This window comes from Sphingomonas sp. (assembly GCF_017304615.1).
GTDB lineage: Bacteria > Pseudomonadota > Alphaproteobacteria > Sphingomonadales > Sphingomonadaceae > Sphingomonas.
The window spans coordinates 203,583-215,156 of sequence record NZ_JAFKLZ010000003.1 but is presented as its reverse complement, the minus strand read 5'-3'; the positions used below and the strand labels follow the sequence as shown (position 1 = coordinate 215,156).

Sequence of the window (11,574 nt, the reverse complement as noted above, 5' to 3'; positions counted from 1 at the left end):
AATGACACGCTATCCCAACGACAGACGAAGTCCAACGCGATTTCGCCGCCAAACGGATACTTGATCGAAAATCATTACACGGCCAAGCTAAGTCATTGGCGAATCGGGGGATCGCTTTTGGGGGGAATTATAGCGGCGATCGACGCGATCGCGCGCGAGACCGTTATCCTTGCCTGTATCGGCTTCCTGATCGGGGGGATCGACGACCTCGCGCTCGACGCGGTGTATTGGCTCGGCCGACTGACGGGCCGGCGACCGGATATGCGGATCGAAGACCTGCCCGCGCCAACCGCCGGTCGCATCGCCATCTTCGTGCCCGCATGGGACGAAGCCGGGGTGATCGGACGGATGCTGGCGACAACGCTAGCGCGGTTCGGCGACGACGATTTTAGACTCTATGTCGGCGTTTATCCCAATGATCGCGCGACGATCGACGCGGTTTCCGTCGTCGCCGAAACCGATCCTCGCGTTCGCTTGGTGATCAACATACGATCAGGGCCGACGACCAAGGCCGATTGCCTCAACCAATTGTGGGATGCGTTGCTTCGGGAAGAGGGGGCGGAGGGCTGGTCGGCAAAGGCGGTCGCGTTCCACGACGCGGAGGACGTCGTCCATCGCGACGAATTGCGCGTCTATCGCGCGTTGCTCGGCAAGCACCAGGTCATTCAGTTGCCGGTCATGCCGCTGGTCGATCGCGGATCGCCGCTCGTCGCCGGGCACTATATCGACGAGTTCGCCGAGGCCCACGGTCTGCGCCTTGTAGCGCGCGGCTGGCTCGGCGCACCCATGCCTCTCGCCGGCGTGGGGTGCGCGATCGATCGCGCGCTGCTCGAACGGGTAGCGGAAGCGCGCGGCGGCCTGCCGTTCGACGCCGACAGCCTGACCGAGGATTACGAGCTTGGCCTGCGCACCGCGATGCTCGGTGGGCGGCAGATCTTCGCGCGGGTTCGCGATGCCGATGGGCGGGTGATCGCCGTCGCCGAATATTTCCCGAACACGGTCCGGGAGGCAGTGGCGCAGAAGGCGCGCTGGATGATCGGCATCGCGCTCGACGGCTGGGACCGGCTCGGCTGGGGACGGGCAAGCGACTGGCGCGATCATTGGATGCGCTTGCGCGACCGCCGCGCGCCACTGTCCCTATTGGTGCTGTTCACGGCCTATGTCGCGCTGATGGCATGGGGGGCGTCGCTCGCGTTGCATTGGCTGGCGGGCGATCGAGCCCCGCAACCGAGCGAACCGATGATGGTGCTGCTCACGATAAACGCAGCGATGTTGGCATGGCGGCTGGTAATGCGGGCGTGGTTCACCGGACGCGCCTATGGCTGGTGGCAAGCCTTCCTGTCGCTGCCCCGCGTGCTGGTCGGCAATTTCATCGCGCTGATGGCGGCGCGCGCGGCGATGTCACGCTATGTGGCCGCGCTACGCGGACGGCGGCCGGTCTGGGACAAGACCCGCCACCGCTTTCCCGAAGCGATCGAGCCATGAGCGGCCGCCCGATCCGTTTCCTCGGCGCGACCCTGGTCGGCTGGGTCGCCATTCGCGCGTTCATGTTGTGGCCAACGACCGCAGTCCCCGCAGCGATCCCGCGCGCAATCGCGCCCATCGCTTTCGACCGAAAGTCATTCGTCGCCCCGACCGTCGCACCCTCGCAGCCGCTGACAATCGCGTCGGAACCTCCGCAGTCGCAATCAGTCTCGACAGTTCCACTACGTTCAATTGCCGGACCCGGCACCCTGCTCATCCTGAATTCGCGAGTGGAGAGTGTAGCGCCAACCACCCCGGTCCGGGCCGCCGACCCCGCGCCCCCGCCGCAATCCCTTCTCATGCCACCACCCGCCATCGCGCGCCCGGCGAACAAGGCCGAGAGCCGCTGGTCTGCAAGCGCGTGGTTCGTCCTGCGCGACGGCCGCGGCATCGCGCCGGGACTGAGCGGCGGACAACTGGGCGGGAGCCAGGCCGGACTGCGTATCGCCTATGCGATCGGCGACGCGCGCCGCGTCGCGATCGTCGGACGCGTCGCGACGCCGCTCAAAGGACAGGGTCGCGAAGCGGCGGTCGGCATCGAATGGCGGCCGACCGCCCTTCCCGTGCGGATCGTGGCCGAATATCGCGTCGCGCTCGATGGCGGCGCAAGCGGCCCGGCGGCCGGGATCATCGCGGGGACTGGACCCGCGCCCGTCGCCTTCGGCTTCGACCTCGAAACCTACGCCAGGCAGGGCTTATCCGGCGACGGCGCGCCGAACCCTATGCCGAAGGCGCGGCACGGCTCTCCCGCCGCTTCCTGTCGGTCGGCAATGCCACAGTCGATCTCGGGCTCGGCGGTTGGGGCGGCGCACAGCGCGGCGCCGAGCGGCTCGACGTCGGCCCGTCGCTCGGCGTCCGGTTACCCGTTCTCGGCACGGCGATCCGCGCCTCGCTCGACTGGAGGCAGCGTGTGGCGGGCGGCGCGCGGCCCGGATCGGGACCCGTGCTGGTCATCGGCGGCGATTTCTAGCCTCCACGTCCTTCCGCAAATCGCATCCACGCGATAAGCGGGGTCGTGGACCTCTACCTCCCCATCGCCAACCTGTCGGTCAACGCGCTGGTCATCGTACTGCTCGGCGGGTTCGTCGGGTTACTGTCGGGGATGTTCGGGGTCGGCGGCGGGTTTCTGACGACGCCGCTTTTGATCATCTACGGAATCCCGCCGACCGTCGCCGCCGCGTCCGCCGCGAGCCAGGTGACGGGCGCGAGCGTGTCCGGCGTGTTCGCGCATCTCCAGCGGCGCGGAGTCGATTTCCAGATGGGCGGGATCATGGTCGCGGGCGGCTTCGCCGGCTCGGCTGCGGGCGCGTGGATCTTCAAGGCGCTCCAGGCGAGCGGCCAGCTCGATACGGTGATCGCGATCGTCTATGTCGTCATGCTCGGGTGGATCGGCTCGATGATGGCGAAGGAATCGATCCAGTTCATCCGCGCGACCCGCGCCGGCCAGGCGCCGCGCGCCGCCAAGCGCCGCCACCATCCGTTGGTTTCCAGCCTGCCCTTCCGGATGCGCTTCTACCGCTCCGGCCTCTACATTTCGCCGCTCGCGCCGTTGCTGCTAGGGTTCTTCGTCGGCATCCTGACGATCCTGCTCGGGGTCGGCGGCGGGTTCATCCTGGTGCCGGCGATGATCTATCTGCTCGGCATGGCGACGCAGGTCGTCGTCGGGACCAGCCTGTTCCAGACATTGTTCGTCACCGCCTGGGCGACGATGGTCCATGCGACAACGACCAAAGCGGTCGACATCGTACTCGCGGCGCTGCTGCTGGTCGGGTCGGTGACGGGCGCGCAACTCGGCGCGCGGTTCGCGACCAAGGTGAAGCCGGAATATCTCCGCCTCGCGCTCGCGGCGCTGGTGCTGCTGGTCGGATTGCGCATCTTCATCGGCCTGACCTGGCGGCCCGACGAGATATTCTCGGTTGAGTTGTCGTGAGGGCGACGCCGCTCATCCTGCTGGCGCCGCTACTGATGGGACAAGCCAGGCCGGCACCCAAACCCGTCCTCGTCCCCGACGTGTCGCAACGCCAGATCGACATCGCTTATTCGTTCGCCGGGGCCGAATTGCTGCTGTTCGGGGCGATACTCTATCCCGGCGGACGGCTGCCCGATGACGACAAGCCGACCGACATCGTCGTCGTCGTCAGGGGGCCGACCCAGTCGATCCTGGTGCGCGAGAAGGAGAAGATCGCGGGCATCTGGGTCAATGCCGCGCGGCTGCGCTACCGCTCCGCCCCGAGTTTCTACGGCATGGTGTCGTCGCGCCCGATCGACCAGATCGTCGACGAACGCAGCCGGGCGATCTACGAACTTGGCCTCGACAGCCTGCAACTATCGCCTGCGTCGAACGCGCCCGCCGACGAACAGGAACGCTTTGCGCGCGGGCTGTCCGATCTCAAGGAGCGAACCGGCCTCTATTACCAGAAGCCAAATGCGGTCGAGATCAGCGACGGCGTGCTGTATCGCGCGCGCGTCGATATTCCGGCGCGTGTGCCGGTCGGGCGGTTCACGGCGGAGACCTTCCTGATCCGCGACGGCCATGTCCTCGCCGTCGCGACCAAGGAAATCGAGATCCGCAAGTCGGGGTTCGAGCGCTTCGTCGCGCGATCGGCGCAACGATGGTCGATCACCTACGGCCTTGTCACGGTGGCACTGTCGGTGCTGCTCGGCTGGGCGGCGGGCTATATCGCGCGCCGCGTCTAGATCGCGGTTAATCACCTATTCTTTACCCCTGCGCGCGTAAGGCGTGGCCCGATGAGCAGGGGATTTATTCGATGACTGAGATGCCGGGCGGCAGCGCGTTCGCCAATGCGACACCCACAATGGGGTCCGTGGCGCCCACGGAGCAAAGTCATCTGCGCCTGATCGGCGGGCTGATCGATATTGCCGGGTCGGGCGGTACCGTGCTGCTCGATCGTGAGGCGATAGACAGCTATGCAGGCGATCCCGACCCCGTGCTGGCCAACGCCGGATCGGTTGGCGCGCAGATCAAGATTCGCGTGGGAGCGACGTGGATGATCGCCAACATCCGTTCGCTCCGTCTCGCCGACGCAGGCGTCCTGGCGCAGATCGACTTTCTCGGCGAAGGCGACGAGGAGCGGCTGACCGGCAAGCTCTACAATTTCCGCCGCGGCGTGACTCGTTATCCAAGCCCCGGCGCCGAATCCTTCCCCGTCTCGACCGCCGATCTCAAGCAAATCTACGCCGCCGACAATCGCGCCAACGTGGAAATCGGCACGGTCTATCCGACCAAGGACATCCGAGCCTCTCTCTATATCGACGCGATGCTGGGCAAGCATTTCGCGCTGCTCGGTTCGACCGGCACCGGCAAGTCGACCAGCGCCGCCCTGATCCTCCACCGCATCTGCGAACTCGCGCCGCAGGGCCATATCGTGATGATCGACCCGCACGGCGAATATTCGGCGGCGTTCGACACGACGGGCGCGATCTTCGACGTGTCGAACCTGCAGATGCCGTACTGGCTGATGAACTTCGAGGAACATTGCGAAGTGTTCCTGACGACCAGCGGCAACGAAGCGCAGATCGACCGCGACATTCTGGCCAAGTGCCTGTTGATGGCGCGCAGCAAGAGCCGGCTGGGCCAGGAAATCACCAAGCTGACGGTCGATGCGCCGGTCCCCTACCTGCTGAGCGACCTGACGAACCTGATCCAACTCGAAATGGGCAAGATGGATCGCGCCGGCGATACCGCGCCGTACCTGCGCCTCAAGACCAAGATCGACGAGATCAAGGCCGATCCGCGCTACAGCTTCATGTTTTCGGGCATGCTGGTCGCCGACACGATGAGCGACTTTATCAGCCGCGTCTTCCGCCTGCCGGGCGACGGCAAGCCGATCTCGATCATCGACGTGTCCGGCGTGCCGAACGAAATCACCAGCGTCGTGGTCGCCATGCTGAGCCGCATGGTGTTCGACTTTGCGATCTGGAGCCGCCACGAACCGCAGCGTCCGATCCTGCTGATCTGCGAAGAAGCGCACCGCTATATACCCAACGAGCGCAACGCCGACGGATCGTCGGTCGGCAAGATCCTCAGCCGCATCGCGAAGGAAGGCCGCAAGTACGGCGTGTCGCTGGGCCTGATCACGCAGCGTCCGTCCGACCTCGCCGAAGGCGTGCTGTCGCAGTGCGGCACGATCATTTCGATGCGCCTCAACAACGATCGCGACCAGGCGTTCGTCCGGGCCGCCATGCCCGAGGGCGCACGCGGCTTCCTCGATTCGATTCCCGCCTTGCGCAATCGCGAGTGCATCATCTGCGGCGAGGGTGTCGCGATCCCGATCCGCGTCGCGTTCGACGGGCTCGAAGAGAGCAAGCGTCCGGCCTCGGCCGACCCGATCTTCTCCGACTTGTGGCGCGAAACAGGCGGCGAGGACCAGATCATCGGGCGCACCATCCGCCGGTGGCGATCGCAGGGGCGGTAAGCCACACCCCAGCCGGTCTCGCCTTTGCGAGGTCCGAATCCGAACTAATTGATCGCCACGCGATTTTGCGTGGCCCCCTTTTTATCGCGCTCCCGCCTTCTGTTGCATTGGACCAATCAACGGGAGGGTAAACGTGACTATCAGAACTCTGCTTGCCGCCGCCGTCGCGGGCACAGCCTTTATCGCCGCCATGCCGGCGTCGGCCCAGAGCGGCCCGACCGCTCCTCCGGCCTATAACAGCTGCGTCGGCTCGGCGAATGGCAACATCGTTGCCGTCAATCCGCGCTCCTGCGTGGCGTCGTCGGTCAGCGGTTTCCCGGGGGGCGGTGGCCAAATCACTGGCGCCCGCGCGTCCATTATCAACGGCCGGGAGGACGTTCCCAATACCGGCGTTTCCGAGGCGGGTACGGCATCCACAAGCTGGTCCGACAACGGCTGGACCAACGGCACGATTACAACATCGAACGCCAGCTCCGTCGCGCGCGGAACCGCCAGCCTCGCAGATGGGACCGTCAAGGCATTCGCATCCAATCCCACGCCGAACACCGGCCAAGGCTTCGTACTGTCGACGATCAGCGACATCGTGACCTTCAACAACACGACGGGGTCGGCGATCAATCTGCGGATCGGCTATTCGTTCGACGGCCAGTTCACGAACGGCCAGAACAACAATTTCGACAACGCAAACGTCTATCTGGCGCTCAACTCTCCATCGTCGAACATAACCTTCGCCAATAGCGGTTTTGGGGTTGGCGGCTACGGCCTCAGCCGGGGCTGGGCCGACGGATTTTTCGACCAGCAGTGGTTCTTTGCCGGCAATTCTTCGGACTTCGACATCACCAGCTTCGGCAATCCGGTGAGCGGCCCGTTCGGCGGCGGAATCAGCACGCTCATATCCATTCCCGTCGGCCAATCGAGCCTGGGCTTTACGCTCTCGCTCGATCTTACCTGCCGCGTGAGCGGCTCGACCTGCGACTTCGGCAACACCAGCGCCTTCAATTTCGACCCGCTGCCGACGGGGCTGAGCTTCACGTCAGCGTCGGGGACGCTGTTTTCGGGACGTAATCAGCAGCCGGTTGCCGGCGTTCCCGAACCGGCGACCTGGGCGATGATGCTGATGGGCTTCGGCTTCGTGGGTGGTGCGCTGCGCCGTCGTTCCGGGGCCGCCACGCGCATCCGCTTCGCCTGACGCTCCCGCCGGCACTATTGAGGGCGCTGGTTCGCAAACCGGCGCCCCTTTTTTTGCCGATTGCAGTCATATGCCTCGGGTCGGCTTCGACCCTTAGCCGACTTGCGACTACCGCGTCGTCCCCACCTTCACCGCCAGCAATTCCGCGACCTTCGCCTTGAACGCGCGCAGCGCGCTGCCGCTGAGTGCCGCCATCGACGAGAAGGAGAAGCCGCGCGGGTTGACCGTGGCGCCGTAGCGGTAGGTCTCGAAGTGCAGGTGCGGACCGGTCGACAGGCCCGAATTGCCCGAATAGCCTACAATCTGGCCGCGCGACACGTGGGTGCCCGAACGCACCGCGATGCGGCTGAGATGGCCGTAGCCGGTGCCGACCCCGCCGGGGCCATTGATGCCGATATACTGGCCGTAGCCGCCCTTGTAGCCGGCATAATCGACGGTGCCGTCGATGACGGCATAGACCGGCGAGCCGTACGCACAGGCGACGTCGATACCCTTGTGCATGCGGTAATAGCCGAGGATCGGGTGAAGCCGCATGCCGAACGACGAGCTGACGCGCCCGCCGCAGGGCAGTCCGGCGAACCCTTCGCGCCGCGTCTGGCCGTTGGCGTCGTACCAGCTGCCGCTGTCCGCGTCGCCGCTGTCCTGCCCCGCCCATTTGACGAGCTGGATCTTGCGGTTACCCATATCGAGTCCGGCGAACAGGATGTCGCCCACTTCGACCTCGCCGGTCGCGGCGCGACGTTGCTTCAGGATGATGTCGAACGGGTCGCCCGCAGTGACTTCGCCGCCGACCGAGATGCGCGTCGCGATCGCCTTCAGGTAATCCGCGGCGGCCTTGGACGGCACGCCCGCGGCGCGCAGCGATTTGTAGAGGCTCGCACCCGCCAGTCCCTGGATGCGGAGCGGCGTGTCGTCGACCGCGATCGACTGGCGCTGCATCGACAGGCCGTTGGCGGTGCGCGTGATGGTCAGGCGGAAATCGAACGCCGGCTGGAAGCTGAGGCTTTCGATCGGACGCGGGTCGGACTTCTTGGCGCGCGGGCCGAGCACGCCTTCGAAGCGGGTGCCGGGACGGATGTCGTCCAGCCCCATCGTGCCGCCGACCAGATCGGCAATCGCCGCAATGTCGGCCTTCGCCGTCCCCGCGCGACGCAGCAACGCGGCGAGGCTGTCGCCGTCGCTCATCGCCGAGGAAAAGGGCAGATGCGGGCGGTCGGGCGTTTCGCCCAGCGGACGTACGAGGTCGTTCGCTGCCATCCGCTGGCCGGTATCGGCACCCCAGGCGAGCGGCGCGATGCCTTGCGCGCGGGCATTGTCCCAGGCCTGCCCCTTCAGCGCCGCGGGCGTGTCACCGACGATCGGACGCGCGAAACCGGGCGACAGCGCCCAGGTCGCGCCCAGCAAGGCGGCGCAGGTCGCGGCCCCGCGGAACCAATCGCGCGATCCGATCCGCGCGCCGAGATCGGGCGTCCAGTCGATGCTTTCGATGGCGTGGCGGATGCGGTCGAGCCGGGCCGGTTGGGGCAGCAAGACCAACTCGGTCGCGCGCGCGGCGCTGCCGCCCGCGGAATCGAACTGGTCGTTGCGCAAATACACGGCGAAAAACGTCCTCGAACCGTATCGCCGATCCACCCCCGGCGCAGGCGGCCAGCACTGTGGGGCCGGCTGGTTAATGTCAATTTAAAGGCCGCCATATGCGCACCTCCCTGCGGCAAACCGTGCAGCGCGAGGGACAGGTGAATGGGACAGGCGAGACCCGTTTAAAGGTACGTGAATCGAGGCGGAGTTTTCTATCGCACGGCGGGTTGCTTACCGGTCCGTCCGCGCCGATGTTACCCCGCGTAATGAGCGCGTACAGTAACCCGGTCACCGCTGTGCTCGGGCCCACCAACACCGGCAAGACGCACTTGGCCATCGAGCGGATGTGCGGGCATTCGAGCGGGATGATCGGCTTTCCGCTGCGCTTGCTGGCGCGCGAGGTCTATGACCGGGTGGTCGCGATCAAGGGCAAGGACAGCGTCGCGCTGATGACCGGCGAGGAGCGCATCGTCCCGCCCGATGCACGCTGGTTCCTGTGCACGGCGGAAAGCATGCCGACCGATCGGGATGTGTCGTTCGTGGCGTTGGACGAGGCGCAACTCGGTGCCGATCCGGAGCGGGGGCATGTCTTCACCGACCGGCTGCTCCGCGCGCGGGGCCGGGCCGAGACGATGATCCTCGGCTCCGAAACGCTGAAGCCGATGATCAAGGCGCTGGTCCCCGACGCGGAGATCGTCAACCGCCCGCGCTTCTCGACGCTGAGCTATGCAGGGGCGAAAAAGCTGTCGCGGCTGCCCAAGCGATCCGCGATCGTCGCGTTCAGCGCCGAGGAAGTCTATGCCGTCGCGGAGATGATCCGGCGGCTGCGGGGCGGCGCGGCGGTGGTGATGGGCGCGCTGAGCCCTCGCACGCGCAACGCGCAGGTTGCGATGTTCCAGGCGGGCGAGGTCGATTATCTGGTCGCGACCGACGCGATCGGGATGGGGCTGAACATGGACGTCAGCCACGTCGCGTTCGCCAGCCTGTCCAAGTTCGACGGTCAGCGCCAGCGACGCCTGACGGTGAGCGAAATGGCGCAGATCGCCGGGCGCGCCGGGCGGCACCAGAAGGACGGGACGTTCGGGTCGCTGAGCGAGGAAGGCCCCGGCGCGTTCACCCCGGAGGAAGTGTACGCGATCGAGGAGCATCGCTTTCCCGCGCTAGATTTCCTCTATTGGCGCGAGGGTGAGCCGGATCTCGGTTCGATCGACGCGCTGATCGCGAGCCTGGAGACCCGGCCCGCCCACCCCGCGCTCCGCGCCGCGCCGCCTGCGGTCGATCTCGGCGTACTCAAGCGGTTGACCGAGGAGAATTGGGTGCGCGACCGCGCGCGATCGCCCGCGATGGCCGCACGATTATGGGCGGCATGCGGCGTGCCCGATTTCCGCAAGCTCGGCGCGGAGCCGCATACGCGGCTGGTATCGCGTGTGTTCCAGCACCTGAGCGAGGGCAACGGGCGGATCCCCGCGCCATGGTTCGCGAGCGAAGTCGCGCGGCTCGACGACGTGACGGGCGATGTCGAGACGATCGCGGGCCGCATCGCGGCGATCCGCACCTGGGCCTATATCGCGCACCGCAGCGACTGGCTGGCCGATCCGGCGCACTGGGCGGCGCGCGCCGGCGAGGTCGAGGAGCGGCTGTCGGATGCGCTCCACACCAGCCTGACGCAGCGCTTCGTCGACAAGCGCACCACGGTGCTGATGCGCCAGATCGGCAAGGACGCCGGCGCGTTGCCCGTCGTGATCGGCGAGCAGGGCGAGGTGCTGGTCGAGGATCACCCGATCGGGACGCTGGCGGGATTTAGCTTTACCGTCGCACCGAATGCGCGCGCGGCTGACAAGCGCCTGTTGCTGGCGGCGGCCGATAAGCGGCTGGGCGCGGAACTGGCGCGGCGAGCGGGGGAATTGGCGGGGTCGGGGGATGACGCCTTCTCCATTGCCGTTCGCCCTGAGCCTGTCGAAGGGCGTGTTGCGGGTGAACCTCGCTCCCCACGTGCTTGGACAGGCTCAGGACGAACGGAGGTGGTGTGGCGCGGGTATCCCGTAGCGCACATCGCGCCCGGCCCCAGCCTTGCCCAGCCCCGCGTGGTGCTCGACCGCTCCGTCGCGGCGCTCGACCCGGCGGTGCGCAAGCCGGTTCAGGCGCGTCTCGACGCTTGGCTGACGGGCCAGATCGCACGACAGCTCCCGGTGTTCGTGCAACTCGACGCAATCCTGCGCGATCCCGCCGCGGGCGCGCCGCTCCGGGCGATCGCTGGCACGTTGCTCGAAGCGGGCGGCCTCCTCCCCCGCCGCGCGATCGGGCGGCAAGTCGAGGCGCTCGATCCGCCCGCGCGCAAGCGGCTCGCGAAGATCGGCGTGACGATCGGCACGCTCGACCTGTTCGCGCCCGGCTTGCTCAAGCCGCAGGCGGCGGGGTGGCGGCGGATGCTGATGGGGCTCGGCGACGGTCCGCGCGAGGGCGCGACGGTGCTACCTAGGGGGGCGCCCGGCGGCGACCTGTCGCACGGCTTCCGCCCGCTCGGCCAACAGGCGGTGCGCGTCGATCTCGCCGAACGCATCGCCCGCGCCGCGCACGACGCGCGGCTCCAACAGTCGAAGACCGGCCGCGCGCCCTTCCCGCTCGATCCCGCGCTCGCGACCTCGATCGGGTTGCAACCCGACACGCTGGCGCGGCTGATGGCGCAACTCGGCTTCCGCACCGCGCGGCCCGATGCCGAGGGACGGCCGCAATGGCTGTGGCAGGGCCTCACCCCCAACGCCAAACCGGCCGCACCGCGCAAGGACAACGCCTTCGCGGTGCTGGCGGACATGCTGAATGGATGACGTTTTTGTCTTGCGCGGTGCC

General features: G+C 67.0%; 8 protein-coding genes. 7 read left to right on the top strand and 1 reads right to left on the bottom strand.

Going from position 1 to position 11,574, the window contains the following annotated elements; all coding sequences use genetic code 11:
• Nucleotides 1–117: 117 nt before the first annotated feature.
• The 6 genes from J0J06_RS13680 to J0J06_RS13655 all read left to right on the top strand — a co-directional run bounded on the left by J0J06_RS13680 (nucleotide 118) and on the right by J0J06_RS13655 (nucleotide 7,149).
• The gene (locus J0J06_RS13680; protein WP_294042949.1) at nucleotides 118–1,485 is read left to right on the top strand and encodes a glycosyl transferase family protein; all 1,368 of its coding nucleotides are present in this window, start codon (nucleotides 118–120) and stop codon (nucleotides 1,483–1,485) included.
• A 338-nt stretch (nucleotides 1,486–1,823) separates the two neighbouring features.
• Nucleotides 1,824–2,531 (top strand): hypothetical protein, encoded by a 708-nt coding sequence (locus J0J06_RS13675; protein ID WP_294042947.1) that lies wholly within the window; start codon nucleotides 1,824–1,826, stop codon nucleotides 2,529–2,531.
• A gap of 8 nt (nucleotides 2,532–2,539) precedes the next feature.
• Nucleotides 2,540–3,454 (top strand): sulfite exporter TauE/SafE family protein, encoded by a 915-nt coding sequence (locus tag J0J06_RS13670; RefSeq protein ID WP_294042945.1) that lies wholly within the window; start codon nucleotides 2,540–2,542, stop codon nucleotides 3,452–3,454.
• Nucleotides 3,455–3,489: 35 nt separating this feature from the next.
• Entirely contained in the window at nucleotides 3,490–4,221 is a 732-nt protein-coding gene (locus tag J0J06_RS13665) for a TIGR02186 family protein (RefSeq protein ID WP_294043375.1), read from the top strand.
• 119 nt (nucleotides 4,222–4,340) lie between these two features.
• Nucleotides 4,341–5,960 carry a DUF87 domain-containing protein gene (locus tag J0J06_RS13660; protein WP_294043373.1) on the top strand — a complete coding sequence of 540 codons (1,620 nt, stop codon included), beginning with the start codon at nucleotides 4,341–4,343 and terminating at the stop codon, nucleotides 5,958–5,960.
• Between the two features lie 133 nt (nucleotides 5,961–6,093).
• Nucleotides 6,094–7,149: a PEPxxWA-CTERM sorting domain-containing protein gene (locus J0J06_RS13655; protein WP_294042943.1), complete on the top strand. Its 1,056-nt coding sequence runs from the start codon at nucleotides 6,094–6,096 to the stop codon at nucleotides 7,147–7,149.
• Nucleotides 7,150–7,257: 108 nt separating this feature from the next.
• Here J0J06_RS13655 and J0J06_RS13650 read toward each other — a convergent pair whose 3' ends face one another.
• Nucleotides 7,258–8,745: a M23 family metallopeptidase gene (locus J0J06_RS13650; RefSeq protein ID WP_294042941.1), complete on the bottom strand. Its 1,488-nt coding sequence runs from the start codon at nucleotides 8,743–8,745 to the stop codon at nucleotides 7,258–7,260.
• Between the two features lie 248 nt (nucleotides 8,746–8,993).
• Between J0J06_RS13650 and J0J06_RS13645 the strand changes: the two genes are divergently transcribed.
• Complete coding sequence (locus tag J0J06_RS13645) at nucleotides 8,994–11,552, top strand: helicase-related protein (protein WP_294042939.1); 2,559 nt, start codon at nucleotides 8,994–8,996, stop codon at nucleotides 11,550–11,552.
• Nucleotides 11,553–11,574 lie beyond the last annotated feature (22 nt).

Bases quoted from the DNA above. Each gene is read 5' to 3' on its own strand.
- J0J06_RS13675 (WP_294042947.1), top strand. From the start codon at position 1,824: ATGCCACCACCCGCCATCGCGCGCCCGGCGAACAAGGCCGAGAGCCGC.
- J0J06_RS13665 (WP_294043375.1), top strand. From the start codon at position 3,490: ATGGGACAAGCCAGGCCGGCACCCAAACCCGTCCTCGTCCCCGACGTG.
- J0J06_RS13660 (WP_294043373.1), top strand. From the start codon at position 4,341: ATGGGGTCCGTGGCGCCCACGGAGCAAAGTCATCTGCGCCTGATCGGC.
- J0J06_RS13645 (WP_294042939.1), top strand. From the start codon at position 8,994: ATGAGCGCGTACAGTAACCCGGTCACCGCTGTGCTCGGGCCCACCAAC.